The organism is Bacillus sp. 5w2, assembly GCF_054353775.1.
This window is the reverse complement of sequence record NZ_JBTIWT010000002.1, coordinates 211994-230097: the sequence shown is the minus strand read 5'-3', so window position 1 is coordinate 230097 and position 18104 is coordinate 211994. Positions and strand designations below refer to the sequence as shown.

Genomic DNA, 18104 nt, shown 5'->3' with positions numbered 1-18104 from the left:
GTACTTAGCTGAACTGGACTACTCATAAGGATGTGTATCAACATGGTAAAAACAAACAAATTACTAGTTCCAGGTGCAGAACAAGCACTTGAACAATTTAAATATGAAATTGCACAAGAATTCGGCGTAAGCTTAGGTTCTAATACAGCATCTCGTTCTAACGGTTCAGTTGGCGGCGAAGTAACGAAACGCCTTGTTGCTTTAGCTCAACAACAATTACGTGGATAAACCTATAACATATGGCTTAGAGGCAGATATTCTCTGCCTCTTTCTATTTTTAACATACATAATCGTGCTTTTTCACATACTAGTAAGAGCAAACTGAAAGGAACGATATGTAACATGAAACGGATTAACATTCGTATGAGTCCTCCCCGTGTTCTTACTTTGTCTTTTATTATGTTATCAGTTATCGGCACATGCTTATTAAAGCTACCAATTGCTACAACAACGTCTATTTCATGGCTCGATGCTTTATTTACAACCGTTTCTGCTTGTACGGTTACAGGGCTTGGTGTTGTGGACACTGGGAAAGTATTTACCTTATTTGGCCAATGTGTCATTTTAGCGCTTATACAAGTTGGCGGACTTGGCATTATGAGCTTTGCCGTTTTAATTGCAATTATGCTCGGCAGAAAAATTGGCCTTCAAAACCGAATTTTACTGCAACAAGCGTTAAATCAAACGAATATTGGTGGCGTCATTCGTCTTGCCAAAGCATTATTTTTATTCTCTTTTACAGTCGAATGTATCGCTACTTTGATTCTTTCTTTTGAATGGGTACCGAAATACGGTATTGCTAAAGGGGTCTATTATAGCTTTTTTCATTCGATCTCTGCATTTAACAATGCTGGTTTTTCTGTATGGAGCGATAATTTAATGTCCCATTCTCATAGCATTCTTGTCAATCTCGTTATTTCCTCCCTCATTATTTTAGGTGGGATTGGTTTTACAGTAATCGTAGATATAAAAAGAAAGAAAAATTTTAAAAACCTTACATTACACTCAAAACTTATGCTCTCTTCTACTCTAATCGTCAATATTATTGCGACTGTTTTTATTTTTATATTCGAGTTCCACAATTCCCTTTCTATGAGAGGATTTACCCCATTTGAAGAAGGAATGGCCGCTTATTTCCAGGCGATTTCAACGCGTACTGCCGGGTTTAATACAGTTGATATTTCTGCATTATCAAAGCCTTCCCTTTTATTAATGATGCTCCTAATGTTTATTGGGGCTGGCAGTGCTTCAACTGGTGGTGGAATTAAGTTAACAACATTTTTAATCATGTTTTTTGGGGTATTTAAATTTTTACAAGAACGAGATGATATTGTCGTGTTTAAAAAATCTATTAAAGATACTCTCATCGTCAAATCATTGACCATCACGATTATTTCCATTTCATTTATCTTTTTTGCTATTTTAATTTTAAGTATTACTGAGCGAGTTCCTCTATTGATGAGTGCTTTCGAAGTATTTTCAGCATTTGGGACTGTCGGTCTCAGTATGAATTTCACACCACACTTAACTATGATTGGAAAAGCTATTATCATCTTTATGATGTTTTTTGGGAAGATGGGACCTTTAACATTGGCTTTTTCTTTTGCACGTAAAAAGAAACAAAAAATAAAATATCCGAATGAAGATATTTTAACAGGTTGACAACCGTATAAATTATCCATATAATGAGAGTACAATAGCATATCTCCAAAGGGGAGTAGCGTCCAAGAATCTTTCTTGGAAACAAAGTCGTCATTACGTAGAACTTAGTTCTTCCGGCTTTGTTGGCATTTTCATTACATATGTCTAGCAAGACCTTTGCCTATTAACGGCAGAGGTCTTTTTTGCATTCATTACCAAATTCTTCCAAAGTTAATAGGCAGGAGTATGGGGAAACTAAATAGTGGGGAAATTCTTCACTTATTTAGTACTTATAGAAATGAGAGGAGAATGTACATGGATGTATCATTATTATTGGAGTATGGTTGGGTATTACTCATCCTAATTGCACTTGAGGGGATTTTAGCGGCTGATAACGCGCTTGTTCTTGCAATTATGGTAAAACATTTACCAGAAGAAAAACGAAAGAAAGCACTATTTTATGGATTAGCGGGGGCATTTGTTTTCCGATTCGGATCGTTATTTATGATCTCGTTCTTAGTCGATGTATGGCAAGTGCAAGCAATTGGTGCCATTTACCTTATGTTTATCGCTGGTAATCACTTATTTAAAACGTATGTTAAAAAGAATACAGATGAAGAAACAGAAGAAAAAGAAGCAAAGAAAAAACAAGAGAATTTTTGGTGGACTGTATTTAAAGTTGAGGTTGCTGATATCGCCTTCGCAGTTGATTCAATTTTAGCTGCTGTTGCATTAGCAATGACTTTACCAAAAACAGGATTAGGTACAATTGGTAGTCTTGATACTGGGCAATTCGTTGTTATCTTTGTAGGTGGACTTATCGGATTAATCATTATGCGATTTGCAGCAACTGCTTTCGTACAAATCTTAAAACGTAAACCAGGACTTGAAACTGCAGCATTCTTAATTGTAGGTTGGGTTGGTGTGAAGCTAGCAGTTTATACATTAGCACACCCTGCATTAAATGTAATTCCACATTCATTCCCAGAATCCACTCCGTGGAAGCTTACATTCTGGATTGTATTAGTCGGAATCGCAGTTGGTGGTTGGTTCTTCTCGAAAGAAGTAGAAGTAAAAGTAGAAAAGAATTTAGACGAAAAAGCGCTGTAATTACAGCGCTTTTTCTTTTTTCCTTGTCCCCTCTCTATGTCCAGAAAAAATTCCATTATACTATTTTTTGTAAGCGTTTTCCTTATATATGTATGTCCTTTTTGTGAAACATTGCACAAACTCATTGAAACTATGACCGAATCCATGTACTTTATTCATATAAGGAGTATTTATAGATGATGTACTAAAGGAGCGTATTACTCATGCTAGAACAAGGATTAGATTATGTTGTCAAACTGGCTAAGAGCAAAAAACAAATGCTAGATACAAACCCGCTGCAATATTTCATTCGTGCCGCACTTGCGGGTATTTATATCGGCTTTATTATTGTACTATGTTTTAAATTAGGTAACTTTTTTCACATTGCAGATTCACCAGCAACTTATTTAGCTGCTTCTATGTTTTTCGGAATTGCCCTCGTACTTATTATATATGGCGGTGCTGAATTGTTTACTGGAAATACAATGTATTTCACAGTGGCAACTTTACGAAAAGAAACAACGATTTCTGATACACTTCGTAACTGGGTTGCTTGTTATGCAGGTAACTTAGCTGGCGCTTTATTCTTTGCCTTACTATTTTACGCAACTGGCATTTTCGGAGCAATTGATCACGGTCATTTCATGAATAAAGTAGTGGAAGGAAAAATGAATACACCTACAATACAATTATTCTTTAAAGCAATTTTATGTAACTGGCTTGTATGTCTTGCTTGTTTCTTACCTTCTCAAGTTAAAGGTGATACAGCAAAAATTATGATGATGATGCTACTCGTTTTCACATTCTTCTTATCTGGTTACGAGCATAGCATCGCAAACTTATCACTATTTGCTTTATCTTTAGTTTCACCGCATCCGGAGACAATTTCTTTTGCAGGTGCTATTCATAATTTAATTCCAGTTACAATTGGTAACATTATTGGCGGGTCTGTATTTGTCGGTATGGTATACCACTACTTAACAAAGAAAACACCTGAAGTTCAACAGGAAGAAACTGAAATCGCAGCAGCTCAACAAGAAGAGATTATTCCTTTACAAGCACATATGAAACATTAAAAACTCCAAAGTTTTACTTTGGAGTTTTTAGCTCCCCACATATTTAACAACAAGATTAGGATTAATCTCTCCTTCTTCCTTTCCCTTATTAATTCTCTGTTTCACCTTGTACATACCGATGACATCATTCGTATGAAGGTGAATTTCATTTACGTATAACCCCTCTTTACAAAAAACCTCTACAAAATCTAATCCACTTTTTTCTCCCCACCCCATATTGAAATCAAGGGAAAGAATATTCACATCATAATCCCGAACCATTTGCAAGGCACATTCTACTGTAGTTGCGGGCACATACCCGTACGGACAACTTCTTTGATCATCCATATATACGTTCACTCTCTATCCCCTCTCTATTTTGTATACGTGACCAACATGTAACATATTGCCCCAAGGCTAATAAAAGGGCCAAACGGAATTGGGGTCCTCATTTTCATACGTTTTAATACTATACCAGCCCCAAAGAAACAGAGACTAAAACAAGATGCTAAAAATAAAATCATAAAAATCCCTTTCAGTCCCACTATAAATCCAAGTAACGAAAGTAATTTTACATCTCCTCCACCAAGCCCTTCTGGATATATTTTTTGCATGCAATATAACAAAATGAATATAACCCCACTACCAACTATACTATCTGTCCAAGTGACTAACGGTACAAAAACACATTCTAAAATGAGTAAACAGGCGAACCAAGCTAAAATACGATTAGGGATTAACATATATATGTAATCTGTAATTGAAATAATAAGAAGTAACGAAAAAAGCGATAAAATGATGATAAGCTCTCGTTCCACCCCAATCATATATACAGTAAGAAGAAATATCATTCCGGTTACAAGTTCAAATACTACGTACAAAATTGAAATTTCCCTCTTACAATTCGTACAACGTCCTCTTTGTATACAAAATGAAATGATTGGAATCAATTCTTTTGGCTTCAGCACATACTTACAATAATAACAATGTGAACGCGGGGTAATGATAGACTCACCTAGTGGAACTCTCATCGCAATTAACATAAAAAAAGAACCAAACACCATCCCCACTAACAATGCATATAAATAAGTGAACATCCCTTCCTCTCCTTTCCAGAAGAACATAGCAAAAAAAGGAGAGAACTTCTACTTTATATTATCTCTATTCTATTAAAAAAGCAGGCCATTTTCTGGCCTGCTTTCCCCTCTTTTATACGATGAAATATACTGCTTTTAATGGTCCATGTACTCCGACAACAAGATTCATTTCAATATCTGCCGAGTTACTAGGTCCTGTAATAAAGTTAATACAAGATGCCACTGTCTCGCCATTTTCTACACGTGTGTTCATATCCTGAACTGCTTGTGTAATACGAGGCACAAGTGTTTCACGTGGAATAATAGCAAAGTATACAGTCGGTAAAAAGTGTAAAGAACGACCTTGGCCTTTATGACTTTGTACAACAATCGTACCAGATTCAGCTAAAGTATAATCACTAAATGCGATTCCAATATTCGCCCTTTCCGCTATACGCATATTCTCTTCTTTTCTCTCTGGATCCCATACATTTACTTCAACATCTCGCTTTGGAAGTTCTTCTTTAAATAAAGAAGTCAATCCATAAGAATCAAAACGGTCATCTGCTGATAATAAAATAGGTCCCCCGCCGTTTTCCATGATTACTTTTTGAATATCTTCACGCAAACGGTCATTTGTCGTTTCCACTACAGTTGTATGAATGTTTGTACATTGATTTTTAAATACTTCTAACAATTCTTCTTGTGAATAATCTTTTAGCGTTTCTACATTCACATTACTTTTCCATGCTGGACGCTTTACGCCTTCCGTTTTCCGCTCACGTCCAAGTTCTTTTGCAATATTATCTAGAAAGGACTCACGGTTTTGAATTAATCCTGTCATTATTTGTCCCCGCCTTTCTTATGGTCTTTATACCAATCACGGAATCGTTCTTTACTTGGAGCCGGGAATTCACGAATATCTGTCCAGTTTTTAAGTGGCCCAACACCTTTTGATACACGGTTACCAGATGTAAATGGACTCATTGCTGCTGGCGCCATTTTTGATCCCATTTTATATAAAGCTGCTGAAGATGCGCCCATACTAAACATTTTCATTGCTAATTTTTCCGCAAGTGGAGCACGCCCTTCTTGCTCAACGATAACTTGACGATGTTTTAATAATAAATCATGCAATGGTATTTTTACTGGACAAGCTTCTGTACACGCTCCGCATAAACTAGAGGCATAAGGAAGCTCTTTGTAATCATCATACCCACCTAAAAGTGGTGTTAATACCGCACCAATTGGTCCTGAGTATATAGAACCATACGAATGTCCACCAACGTGACGATATACAGGACATACGTTAACACAAGCAGCACAACGAATACATTGCAATACTGAGCGGAATTCAGATCCAAGAATTTGAGAACGACCATTATCGACAACAACTAAGTGGAATTCTTCTGGTCCATCTACTTCCTCTTCTTGAATTGGTCCTGCTACAGTTACATAACTTGTTAACTTTTGACCTACTGCACTACGACATAGTAAACCAACTAAAACATCTAATTCTTCCATTGTCGGAACCATACGTTCCATACCCATTACTGCAATTTGTGTTTTTGGAATCGACATGACAAGATCTGCATTACCTTCATTCGTTACTAAACAAAGAGAACCAGTATTTGCAACAGCGAAGTTACAACCTGTCACACCAATTTCTGCATCCATAAATTTCTCACGAAGTTGTTTACGAACAAACTTTGTCATTTCGTATGGATCATCAGAATTTTCATAGCCAAGCTTTTCTTTAAATACATCACGAATTTGCGTTCTATTTTTATGAAGTGCAGGCGCAATAATATGTGAAGGTGGATCGTTATCTACTTGCAGAATATACTCTCCTAAGTCACTTTCTAACACTTCACAACCAATCTCTTCAAGCGCATGGTTCATACTAATTTCTTCTGTTACCATCGACTTTGATTTTACTACTTTTTTTGCCTGCTTCTTTTTTGCAACGTCTTGAATGTACTTTGCTGCTTCCTCTTTCGTTTTCGCAAAGTACACATGTCCGCCTCTTTTTGATACATTTTCACTTAACTGCATTAAGTAATAATCAAGATTTTCTAACGTATGTTGGCGAATTTGTTCACCTAGTTCACGCCACTCTTCCCAGTTTCCTAATTCGTCCGCTGCTTTTAAGCGATTCGTATATAAGCGCGTTTGCGCAGAAGATACTGCTCCACGCATAAACGAATCTTGAATTCCATCGCCAACACGATCATTAAATTTTTTCTCACTGATTTTCATAGACATAGCTTATGTTCCCCCTTCATGAGCGACTATTCAGTACCTCAGCAATATGCATTACTTTTATTTCTTTCCCTAAACGTTCAATACGTCCGCCAATGTTTAACAAACACCCACAATCTGCACCGATTAAATAATCTGCACCTGTTTCCATTGCACTATCTACCTTTTCATCTACCATTTGCTCAGAAATTGGAGTCATCTTCACTGAAAACGTTCCCCCAAACCCACAACAATTTTGTGCGTTTGGCAGTTCTCTCACAGTTAATCCTTTTACGTTAGATAATAAAATTCCTGGTGCCTCTTTTACTCCAAGCAGACGTGTCATATGGCAAGATTTATGAATAGTAGCTATCCCTGGTAAACTTGCACCAACATCTGTAACTTTTAAAACATCTACAATAAATTGTGTCAATTCATATGTTTTATCAGCAACCTTTTGTGCACGTTTAGCCCACTTCGGATCATCTTTAAAAACATGCGGATACTCATGAAACATTGTCGCACAAGAACCAGATGGTGTAACAATATATTCTGCATCTTCGAAAGTTTCAATCATATGTTTCATCGCTTCTTTTGCTGCTTCTACGTGGCCGCTATTATAAGCAGGCTGCCCACAACAAACTTGTGCTTCTGGAAATTCAATTTCACAACCTAAACGCTCCAACACTTCAACTGTTGCTTTGCCGACGTTTGTTTCAAACATATCGACTAAACAAGTAACAAATAAAGTAACTTTCATAATTATTACTCCCCCTTTTTACAACTCTACCAACAAACATATGGTCATCAGATGACTAAGGAGAGAAGAAGTAGGCTCAACCATGGCCTATCCTCTCCCTCTTCTAAAGAAAACGCTTACTTAATCTTTCTCTATTTTATCAAAAAATTAGATTTTTAAAAGATTAAATTACGAATTTATATCGTTTTTACCTGTGACAATATGTTCTACATTTGTTAAATGATCTAGCATTGCTTGCTGCGCTAATTCTACATCTTGCTTTAACACCGCATCATATATAACTTGATGCTCTTCTATAAGTCGTTCTGATGTTGTTTGTTCACCATATAAAATAATGCGTCTTGATTCACCAATCGTTTCAGCAATCATCTCTGAAACGTGATTCATGAGTTCAAGCAAAATGTTGTTATGCGAAGACTCCGCAATTCCCATATGGAACTGAAAATCTGCTTTTTCGCCAGCCTTTTCATCTCCAATGCTCTTTGCCATTTCATCTAACCAATGCTTCATATTTTGCAAATTATCTTCCGTACGCTTTGCCGCAGCTGCTCGAACTGCCCCCACTTCAAGCACCTTTCGTACTTCTAATAAGTTTAAAATATCTTCTTTCTTCATTAATAATTTATTGTTTAATGATTTTGTTAATGAAGAAGAATCGAAATTCTTCACATATGTACCTTCTCCTTGTTTCATCTCAATTAAGCCCATTGCTCTTAGCGCACTTAACGCTTCACGAACAGCAGATCTACCAACTTGAAACTGCTCAGCTAATTGATGTACAGGAAGTAGTTTGTCACCAGGTTTTAACGTACCATTTTTAATCATTGTTAAAATAGCTTCAGATACTTCTTCGTAAATCTTTTTCGGTTTAATAGATTTGTACTCCAGTTAAATCACCTCAGTATCTTCCAAACAACAATTGAAACGATTTATAAAAACTTTGCATCATAACTATTTTAGAACGAATTGGTAAGAAGTACAAATGTTTTGTTCATAAAATCGTCAAATTTTTAATATTTATTTGATATTAATTTATATGTATTCCTATATTAATTTGCATTCATGAAGAAAAGCATGTCCTTCACGTTAGAACATGCTTTCTTCACCTTGCATTTTCAATTTAATACTAACCGTCGTTCCATTCCCTTTTTCACTTTCAATTAGCCATTGTCCATCATGTATATGAACAATTTGTCTTACAATGGCAAGCCCTAAACCTGTTCCACCATGTTGACGACTTCTCGCTTTATCAACTCTGTAAAAACGTTCACCAAGATTTTCTAAATGCTCTGTATCAATACCGATTCCTGTATCTTTTATTTTTAATTCACAGTAATCATCAATTTGTTCTAAGGTTATATTGATATCCCCGTTTTGATTTGTATACCGTATCGCATTATCTAACACGTTATGAAGCACTTGTTGCATACGATCCTCATCAATTATTACAATGATTTCTGGATTTAAATTTGTTGAAATACGAATTTTCTTTTCTATAAACTTAATCTCATACGTATCTAACACATCTTCAATTAGTTGTGAAAAAACGATAGGTTGTTTCTGTAACGGAAAATGTTCACCTTCTAATTGTGCTAAATCTAATAAATCATGAACGAGACGCTGCATACGATCTGCTTCTTTATGAATAAGCTGTATTACTTTTTCCTGCTGCGGTCCCTTTGCTACACCATCTAAAATAGCCTCGCTATATCCTTTTATATAACTAAGTGGTGTTCTTAGTTCATGCGAAACGTTAGCTAAGAATTCCTTACGCTTTACGTCTTCTGTCTCTAAAGAATTTGCCATTTTATTAAACGCTTTTCCTAATCGTCCAATTTCATCTTCAGAAGAAATTGTAATCCGTTCTGAGAAATCTCCCGTAGCCAAATGATTGGCTACTCGTTCCATTTGCGAAAGCGGCTTCGTAATAGCAATAATAATTTTTCTACCAATCCATATCGTAATTAAAATCATGGCAAGTGCTAACGGTGCTAAAATAAGGCCCATATCATATATTAAGTCTTTTATACTTTTTAAAGGAATATAAGAATATACAATGCCCACTAATTTTTTATTTTCTAAAACAGGGATGACAACCCCCATAATATTACGGTCAAAATGTTCCTCATATCCTATCTTTGTCACAGTTTTTCCGTCTAATAGTGCTTGCCTGTCACCTTCACTTATAAGAGAATGATGATGCACATCAAAAGGTAAACATGCGCTTAAATCACGCGGATTAGATACGAAAAGAACGTCCGAACTAGATATTTGATCAAATGCTCTTACTTTCTCTTCAAAAGTTGCTATTCCTTCACGCTTATCATATTGCGCAGCAAGACGCTTCCCTTCCATTACTAATGAATCTTTTAAATTATCAACGTATAGTTTTTCATACGAGTATAAGGATACAAAATAAAGAAAGGAAACTGTTACACATACTGCACATACTACTGTAAGCCAAAGCTTCTGTACCATCGTAAACATACGTTACACCTCAAATTTATAGCCTACACCCCAAACAGTTTGAATGTAGTTTCCACTTTCTCCAAGCTTCAAACGCATCGTTTTCACGTGCGTATCTACTGTTCTCGTACTTCCGGCATAATCATATCCCCATACCTTCTCCAGCAATTGTTCCCGGCTAAACACTTGTCCTGTATGTTGACAAAGAAAATAGAGTAAATCAAACTCTTTTACTGTAAGAGAAATCGGCTCACCATCAGCCTCAATCTTCCTACTTTTTTCATTAATAAGGATCGGTCCAAACTGAATCTCCTCTTGTTGCTCTTGCTTTGTATAGCGTCTTAACACAGCTTCCATACGAGCAATTAATTCTCCAGGACTAAATGGCTTTACAATATAATCATCTGCTCCCATACGTAAGCCGTTCACCCTATTCCACTCTTCACCTTTTGCTGTTAAAAATATAATTGGTACATCTGACGTTTTTCTAATTTCTTTACAAACTGAAAGTCCATCCATCTCTGGCATCATAATATCTAATACAACGAAATCATAATGATCCGTCTCTAATTTTTTTAGAGCCTCTTTTCCATTTTCAGCTTCTCCCCACTCGTATCCGAAATTGTCTAAGTACATTCCAACAAGCTGCCTCATATCACTTTCATCATCTACAACTAGCACCCTATATTTACTCATTGTCCTTCCCTTCCCTCTCTATGAGTTGAAACGGTCCTTTTCCGACTTTAATTGTTTGTTTTATTTTCATACTCTTCATATCCATAACGCATACTTCATCGCTATCATAACTAGCCACATATCCTTCTGCTCCGCTCTTCAAAAATGCAAATGGGTTCGATCCTACTTCTACAGAAGCTACCTCTTTATACGTGCTAACATCGAACTTTCTAAGTGTATTCGAACCATGACTCAATGCATATACATACTTATTATCCTTCGTTATATTCACAGGCATAAACGGAGCGTGTAAAGAACGGACCATCTCTCCGCTCTGCAATGCATACACTAATACTTTCTCATTGACTTGATTTCCATCACCATGTCCGCCAATCCATATTTCTTTCCCATCCGGACTAATTGTCGCTCCTGTTGATGCCGGGGGAATCATAAAGGATTGTATCACTTCTTTTTTCTTTGTATCAATTGTCGTTAACTTCGTATCATAAAAGTTTAATACGGATAACTGATTATGATGCTCTACCATTGTTATTGGCCCTTTTCCGGTTGACACACTCCCGATTTCTTTCCCTTTTATCGTAAAGAATCTTACTTTTTGAGCCTTTTGATCAGCAGCAAATAATTGTTTTTTATCTTCTGATACGACTACATTCACAATTCCTTTATCAGTCTTATATTTATCCACCTGTCTTCCTTCTGTTAGTGAGTATACATACATATATTCTAACTGCTTACCATATACAAGTATGTCCTCACCATTTGGAAGTAGTGCAATTCCTGCCATTGGTTCATTAAGCTCCCATGTCGTAATTAACTTTTTAGTTTGTTTATCAACAAAACTAATACTACCCTCTTTTATATTCGTTGTTATAATAATACTTTTATCTTTAGCAATCGGTGTATATGAACTTCCTTGACACCCTACTAATAGAAATAAAAAACAGAGAAGAAAAACATACTTTCTCAAAAGATTCCCTCCATCTTCAGATGATTTCGCTATAATTGTAAAATAACAAATAAATGTGTGGAAAGTGTGAAATTTTTCTTTCTTACTTCATTTACATATATAATGTACAACAAATAGAATTTGAGGTGTGCAAATTATGCTTTTTCCTGATTTAGCGAATAAAATTGTACGAGAAGTACGCAGACTAATTACAGAAAATATTATTATCATTAATACACAAGGCGTTATTATCGCAAGTACAGATGCGGAAAGAATCGGTCAATTTCATGAAGGTGCACTCCGCTGCGCGAAAGAAAAGAAGACGGTCATTATTACAAAAGATGATGAGCAACAACTACATGGCGTAAAAGCCGGCATGAACCTTCCTTTACTATTCCATGACGAAGTAATTGGTGTTATTGGAATTACAGGCGAACCTGAAAACATTTCACAATACGGTGAGATATTACGTAAGATGACCGAATTATTAATTCATGAAAACTATTTTTTAGAACAACTAGAACTTGAGCATCGTTCTTATGAAGCATTTGTCTTTGATTGGCTTCAAAATACAGACTGGTCTCCAAGTTTTCTCGATCGCGCAAAAACACTTGGTATTGATTTATATAAGAAGAAACAACTTATTTTGTTCTCTATCGATCAAAATGACACGATGCTTCAGCGCAAAATTTGGCAACACATACGCAATCTATTAACAAAAGAGCATCTATTTGTTCGCTGGGGAAATGATCGATTTATTTTATTTACAGCCACAAACTCCAAAGAGCAAACGTATCAATTTTTTAAACGATTAAAACAAGACTGTGAAACTTTATTTTCTATTCCTTTATATATTGGGATTGGACAATCCGTTACACCAAGCAATATGAGCTTATCGTACGAACAAGCATTACAAGCTCTTTCTGTATCACTTGAAACGAAAAAAATTGTATTTAATGAAGATTTACGTTTAGAAATGTGCTTACAAGATATTTCTGCTGAAACGCGGGAACAGTTTCTAAGGCGCACCATCGAAAACTTATTATCCTCTCCTGAGCTTATGCACACTTTACGCTTATTTATCGATTATAACCAATCCTATAAGCAAACCGCTGAACAATTGCATATACACATTAACACATTGCATTACAGACTAAAAAAGATTGAGGAGCATACGGGACTTGACCCGAAACACTTCAAAGATTTAAACATTTTATACTTCTCACTCCTCTTACTAGATAATCATACAAAAAAGAACGATAAAACAGATTAATCTTTAGATGATTATACATAGAAAGAATCCCCCGACTTTTTTATCATTATAATGAAAGCACTGTGACAACGTTTTTTATTATCACTAATTACGTTAACAGTTTGAGGGGGATTTCCAATGTTAGAAAAGCAAATTATTGATTCATTCGTATCCATTGTTGGCGAAGATAATGTAGATACATCCAATATGGGGCGTTTAACGTATAGTTATGATGCCACTCCAAACTTCCAAGCAATGCCTGATGCAGTCATTGCTCCTCGTAATACAAATGAAGTAGCTGAAGTATTAAAAGTATGTAACACTCATAACATTCCTGTATATGTTCGTGGTTCTGGAACAAACCTTTGCGCAGGAACATGTCCACTTGAAGGCGGTATTGTCCTTATCTTCCGCCATATGAATAACATTTTAGAAATTGATGAAGAGAATTTAACAATTACTGTACAAGCTGGTGTGATTACACTTGATATTATTAAAGCGGTAGAAGAAAAAGGTTTATTTTATCCACCAGATCCAAGCTCGATGAAAATTTCTACAATCGGCGGTAACATTAATGAAAACTCAGGTGGATTACGTGGTTTAAAATATGGCGTAACGCGTGATTATGTAATGGGGCTTGAACTCGTCTTACCGAACGGCGATATCATTCGCACTGGTGGTAAATTAGCAAAAGATGTAGCTGGTTACGATTTAACTCGTTTATTTATCGGTTCTGAAGGCACACTTGGCGTCGTAACCGAAGCTATATTAAAACTTGTTCCTATGCCTGAAACGAAGAAAACAATGCTTGCGCTCTATGAAGATATTAATGAAGCTGCACGTGCTGTTTCTTCTATTATTGCAAATAAAATCATTCCAGCGACACTTGAGTTTTTAGACCAGCCAACAATTGAAGTAGTAGAAGAATTTGCACAAATTGGTTTACCAACAGATGTAAAAGCAATTTTATTAATCGAACAAGACGGCCCGCCCGAAGTTGTCAATCGAGATATTGAAAAAATGGCTAATGTTTGCCACTCTATGAATGCAGTCGATGTTCGCGTTGCAAAAGATGAAGCGGAAGCCGATGCACTTCGCACCGCTCGCCGTAGTGCTTTATCTGCGCTTGCTAGATTAAAACCTACTACAATATTAGAAGATGCAACGGTACCACGTTCACAAATCGCTCCGATGGTTGAAGCTATTAATGCCATTGCAAAGAAATATAATATTCCTATTTGTACGTTTGGGCATGCTGGCGATGGTAACCTACACCCAACTTGTATGACAGATGCCCGTAATGAAGAAGAAATGCACCGAGCTGAACAAGCTTTTGCTGAAATATTTGCGAAAGCAATCGAACTTGGTGGCACGATTACTGGTGAACATGGCGTTGGTGCAATGAAAGCTCCGTATTTAGAAATGAAATTAGGTAAAGAAGGTATTGCTGCTATGCAAGGAATTAAACAAGCCTTCGATCCAAATAACATTATGAATCCAGGCAAGATGTTCGCGAAAGACACTCGCAAAAGAGTGGTGGTTGAGCGATGACAACATTAAATAAAGAAAACATTCAAAAGGAATTTAAAGAACGATTAAGTGAAGATGAACTACTAAATTGTATGCGATGCGGTTTTTGCTTACCAACTTGTCCTACTTACATTCAATCTGGATATAAAGAATCACATTCACCACGAGGACGTATCGCAATAATGAAAGCGGTCGTTGACGGTTTAATCGAGCCAGATGAAGATGTTGAGAATACATTAAACGTTTGCCTTGGCTGCCGTGCTTGTGAACCTGTATGTCCATCTGGTGTGAATTATGGACATTTACTAGAAGAAGCTCGTGATATTATTAATCAAAACAAAAAGTTCTCGGTGCCAGTGAGAGCCGTTCGTAAAGTCGTTTTTGAAGGACTATTCCCCCATCAAAATCGAATGAGAACATTAACAGGACTAATTGGATTTTACCAGCGTTCCGGTTTACAAACGCTAACACATAAAACAGGGATTATGAAACTATTCCCTGAAACACTTGCAACGATGGATCTCGTTTTACCAAAAGTCCCTAAAATGACAGCAATGAAAGACCGTCCTGAATTTTTACCTGCTGAAAGTACACAGAAAAAACAAGTTGCATTCTTCACGGGTTGTTTAATGGATACGATGTTTTTAGAAACAAATAACGCAACGATGAAACTTCTTCAATTAGCTGGTTGTAATATCGTTATTCCGAAAACACAAAGTTGCTGCGGGGCATTACATGGGCATGCTGGTGAGAAAAGTGGAGCAAAAGAATTAGCGAAACGAAATATAAAAGCATTCGAAGATTTAAACATCGACTATATTATTACGAATGCAGGTGGTTGCGGAGCTTACCTCGTAGACTACGATTATCTTTTAAAAGATGATCCACAGTGGGCAGAACGTGCAAAGCAGTTTGTTTCTAAAATTAAAGATATTACCGCTATTCTAGTAGAACTAGATTTCCATAAACGAAATGACTTACGACTCACACCGCAAATTATTACGTATCAAGACTCTTGTCATTTACGCAATGTTATGCGAACATCTTCAGAACCTCGTATGTTACTAGAAGCAATTCAAGGCGCAACATACCGTGAAATGAAAGATGCTGATCGCTGCTGTGGTTCTGCTGGTATTTACAATATTGTTCATTCAGAGCTATCCATGGAATTTCTAGATTACAAAATGGACCGTGTGCATGAAACAGACGCAGCAACCATTGTTACTGCAAATCCAGGTTGTTTATTACAAATGAAATTAGGGATTGAGCGAGAAGGTCTTTCTCATAAAATGAGAGGAATTCACATCGTAGATCTATTATTAGAAGCAATTGAAACCAACTCGTAATAACTCGTAACATACGTAATAATAGGAAAACGGCTATCTCCTTCGTCTATGTAAAGAGATAGCCGCTTTTTTGTCTGCTACAACATTAAAAATATGTTACTTTATTATAAAAAAGAACAACAGAAACATTACAGTTTTGTAAAAATCAATCCAGTATATTCCTCAAAAAAATGCTCAAACCATTGATACAATAGGATTCTTCATTTTCTACTTAGGTAACTTTATCCAAAAACCCCCTCTTAAAACGAAGTATAAAAATGCTGAAAATTCCTTTTATACTCTACGTTTCTCTTATTTCTTCCCTTTTCTTCACTTAGGATAAATTAGGTAATTTTAAAGTCTATGAATTTTTTTCCATCTTTTTTCTCGCAAATTGTATGCTACGATGAATTGGTCAGTCAGACAGGCTGTCAAAAACAAATCGTGTGAAAAACAAATTAAAACTTTATATAGGGGGACACACATCATGAAAAAGCGTGTTTTATTATCTGTAGCTGCTGCAACAGCTCTTACTCTAGGAGTATCATCTTTAGATGCACAAGCTGCAACAGTACAACCATCTAACATAAAGGTTCAAAATATTCAGCATTCTAATGTGATGATGAAGCAAATGAGCCAACAAGAATTACAAGCATTCTTACAATCTATGGGAGTTGAGTCATTAGCACAATGGCAACAAGGAAATTTCCAACCAAACTGCTTCATTCCTGGTCAACAACCAACTGAAAATGTTGTAACTGAGCAACCAACAGCTAAGCCAGAAACTCAAAAGCCTGTTGAACAAAAACCTGCTGAAGAAGTTCAAAAACCAGAAACTCAAAAGCCTGCTGAAAACAACAATACTCAAAAACCAGCTGAACAAAAACCTGCTGAGCAAAAGCCTGCTGAAGAAGCAAAATCTTTAAGCGAATTCGAACAACGTGTCGTTGAATTAACAAACGCTGAGCGTACAAAACAAGGCTTACCAGCATTACAAATCGATACTGAATTAAGCAAAGTAGCACGTATCAAGTCTGAAGATATGCAAAAAAACAACTACTTTGATCATAACAGCCCTACATACGGGTCTCCATTTGACATGATGAAGAAATTTGGTATTTCTTATAAATCTGCAGGTGAAAACATTGCTCAAGGCCAACGTACACCTGAAGAAGTAGTACAAGCTTGGATGAACAGTGCTGGACACCGTGCAAACATTTTAAATAATGGCTTCACTCATATCGGTGTTGGTTATGTAGAAAGCGGCAACTACTGGACACAACAATTTATCACAAAGTAAATAGATTAAAAGAGTCTTCTCATTATGAGAAGACTCTTTTTTTACGTTTCATAACTTTCTAATATGTACGAATACAAGACGTAGAACATAAACAAAATAGAGCCACCACTTATTACACTAAGTAACACATAAAATCCCCATTTCAAGTTCAAAAACAATGAAAACAATATACTACATGCCATCACTTGAAAAATCCGCCTACTCACTAAACGGATCTTTTGTAATTTGATTGGATCTTTTTCCGTACTCTTAACTTTTTTAAACCCTTTACTAAGCATAAAAAGAAACATACTAATTCCAATTGTTAGTCCTGTCTGAAAGGATATCATGCTTCCATAATTAATAAAGAGAATGAGCATATGGATAAACAACATAAATAAAGTAATCGTCTTTAGAAATCCACTTATAATAACATGCTCGCCTTCATTAAACTTATATATATTATGTGAAATAATATACATCAATCCATGTAAGAAAATAATAAGACAAGGAATAAATGCTACAACAATTTGTTTACTCATAAACTCGTTCGGCCCACCATTTTCATTCCAATGTACTGCCATCCGGTTTGGTACATATGGATAGAGGCATAGAGTAACTAAAAGACAAGCGAAAAATATTCCTAGTATATATTTATATTTGACCAAGTAATTCTCACCTCTCTTTTCTCTTAACGGCTTCGCTTCTTTTAGAGAAATTCCTGCAAAAATCTACTTTTCTCAAATTT

Annotated in this window: 18 protein-coding genes and 1 riboswitch; of the genes, 8 read left to right on the top strand and 10 right to left on the bottom strand. The window is 36.0% G+C overall.

Features of this window, described 5'->3' with window-relative positions; translation table 11 throughout:
• Window positions 1-42: 42 nt before the first annotated feature.
• The 4 genes from ACXY7N_RS05410 to ACXY7N_RS05395 all read left to right on the top strand — a co-directional run bounded on the left by ACXY7N_RS05410 (window position 43) and on the right by ACXY7N_RS05395 (window position 3806).
• Window positions 43-228: an alpha/beta-type small acid-soluble spore protein gene (locus tag ACXY7N_RS05410; RefSeq protein ID WP_000241212.1), complete on the top strand. Its 186-nt coding sequence runs from the start codon at window positions 43-45 to the stop codon at window positions 226-228.
• A 114-nt stretch (window positions 229-342) separates the two neighbouring features.
• Window positions 343-1662, top strand: a complete 1320-nt coding sequence (locus tag ACXY7N_RS05405; RefSeq protein WP_016133939.1) for a TrkH family potassium uptake protein — start codon at window positions 343-345, stop codon at window positions 1660-1662.
• Between the two features lie 38 nt (window positions 1663-1700).
• Window positions 1701-1866, top strand: a riboswitch (yybP-ykoY riboswitch).
• Between the two features lie 90 nt (window positions 1867-1956).
• Entirely contained in the window at window positions 1957-2751 is a 795-nt protein-coding gene (locus tag ACXY7N_RS05400; RefSeq protein WP_000383326.1) for a TerC family protein, read from the top strand.
• Window positions 2752-2954: 203 nt separating this feature from the next.
• On the top strand, window positions 2955-3806 hold the full coding sequence (locus ACXY7N_RS05395) for a formate/nitrite transporter family protein (protein ID WP_098412876.1): 852 nt from the start codon (window positions 2955-2957) through the stop codon (window positions 3804-3806).
• 27 nt (window positions 3807-3833) lie between these two features.
• Here the strand turns inward: ACXY7N_RS05395 and ACXY7N_RS05390 are convergent, their stop codons facing one another.
• The 9 genes from ACXY7N_RS05390 to ACXY7N_RS05350 form a co-directional block, all read right to left on the bottom strand.
• A complete protein-coding gene (locus ACXY7N_RS05390; RefSeq protein WP_098412877.1) occupies window positions 3834-4145 on the bottom strand; it encodes a cyclic-phosphate processing receiver domain-containing protein in 312 nt (103 codons plus the stop codon).
• A gap of 14 nt (window positions 4146-4159) precedes the next feature.
• Window positions 4160-4882 carry a prepilin peptidase gene (locus ACXY7N_RS05385; protein ID WP_016088798.1) on the bottom strand — a complete coding sequence of 241 codons (723 nt, stop codon included), beginning with the start codon at window positions 4880-4882 and terminating at the stop codon, window positions 4160-4162.
• Window positions 4883-4994: 112 nt separating this feature from the next.
• Window positions 4995-5705 carry a LutC/YkgG family protein gene (locus ACXY7N_RS05380; RefSeq protein ID WP_016088799.1) on the bottom strand — a complete coding sequence of 237 codons (711 nt, stop codon included), beginning with the start codon at window positions 5703-5705 and terminating at the stop codon, window positions 4995-4997.
• The gene (locus tag ACXY7N_RS05375) at window positions 5705-7126 is read right to left on the bottom strand and encodes a LutB/LldF family L-lactate oxidation iron-sulfur protein (RefSeq protein WP_000061930.1); all 1422 of its coding nucleotides are present in this window, start codon (window positions 7124-7126) and stop codon (window positions 5705-5707) included. Before ACXY7N_RS05375 ends, ACXY7N_RS05380 begins: the two co-directional genes overlap by 1 nt.
• Window positions 7127-7142: 16 nt before the next feature.
• Window positions 7143-7862 (bottom strand): (Fe-S)-binding protein, encoded by a 720-nt coding sequence (locus ACXY7N_RS05370; protein WP_000869154.1) that lies wholly within the window; start codon window positions 7860-7862, stop codon window positions 7143-7145.
• A 168-nt stretch (window positions 7863-8030) separates the two neighbouring features.
• The gene (locus ACXY7N_RS05365; RefSeq protein WP_254913065.1) at window positions 8031-8720 is read right to left on the bottom strand and encodes a FadR/GntR family transcriptional regulator; all 690 of its coding nucleotides are present in this window, start codon (window positions 8718-8720) and stop codon (window positions 8031-8033) included.
• A 228-nt stretch (window positions 8721-8948) separates the two neighbouring features.
• On the bottom strand, window positions 8949-10349 hold the full coding sequence (locus ACXY7N_RS05360; RefSeq protein WP_016133937.1) for a sensor histidine kinase: 1401 nt from the start codon (window positions 10347-10349) through the stop codon (window positions 8949-8951).
• 3 nt (window positions 10350-10352) lie between these two features.
• The gene (locus tag ACXY7N_RS05355) at window positions 10353-11024 is read right to left on the bottom strand and encodes a response regulator transcription factor (protein WP_000049878.1); all 672 of its coding nucleotides are present in this window, start codon (window positions 11022-11024) and stop codon (window positions 10353-10355) included.
• Window positions 11017-11991: a YncE family protein gene (locus ACXY7N_RS05350; RefSeq protein ID WP_016088801.1), complete on the bottom strand. Its 975-nt coding sequence runs from the start codon at window positions 11989-11991 to the stop codon at window positions 11017-11019. The genes ACXY7N_RS05355 and ACXY7N_RS05350 overlap by 8 nt, the downstream gene beginning before the upstream one ends.
• Window positions 11992-12127: 136 nt before the next feature.
• Between ACXY7N_RS05350 and ACXY7N_RS05345 the strand changes: the two genes are divergently transcribed.
• The 4 genes from ACXY7N_RS05345 to ACXY7N_RS05330 all read left to right on the top strand — a co-directional run bounded on the left by ACXY7N_RS05345 (window position 12128) and on the right by ACXY7N_RS05330 (window position 17377).
• Window positions 12128-13243, top strand: a complete 1116-nt coding sequence (locus ACXY7N_RS05345; protein WP_016088802.1) for a CdaR family transcriptional regulator — start codon at window positions 12128-12130, stop codon at window positions 13241-13243.
• A gap of 117 nt (window positions 13244-13360) precedes the next feature.
• Entirely contained in the window at window positions 13361-14773 is a 1413-nt protein-coding gene (gene glcD / locus ACXY7N_RS05340) for a glycolate oxidase subunit GlcD (RefSeq protein WP_016133936.1), read from the top strand.
• Window positions 14770-16098: a (Fe-S)-binding protein gene (locus ACXY7N_RS05335; RefSeq protein WP_016133935.1), complete on the top strand. Its 1329-nt coding sequence runs from the start codon at window positions 14770-14772 to the stop codon at window positions 16096-16098. Before glcD ends, ACXY7N_RS05335 begins: the two co-directional genes overlap by 4 nt.
• A 466-nt stretch (window positions 16099-16564) precedes the next feature.
• Window positions 16565-17377: a CAP domain-containing protein gene (locus ACXY7N_RS05330; protein WP_016133934.1), complete on the top strand. Its 813-nt coding sequence runs from the start codon at window positions 16565-16567 to the stop codon at window positions 17375-17377.
• 41 nt (window positions 17378-17418) lie between these two features.
• Here the strand turns inward: ACXY7N_RS05330 and ACXY7N_RS05325 are convergent, their stop codons facing one another.
• Window positions 17419-18024, bottom strand: a complete 606-nt coding sequence (locus ACXY7N_RS05325; RefSeq protein WP_016088806.1) for a DUF1648 domain-containing protein — start codon at window positions 18022-18024, stop codon at window positions 17419-17421.
• Between the last annotated feature and the right edge of the window lie 80 nt (window positions 18025-18104).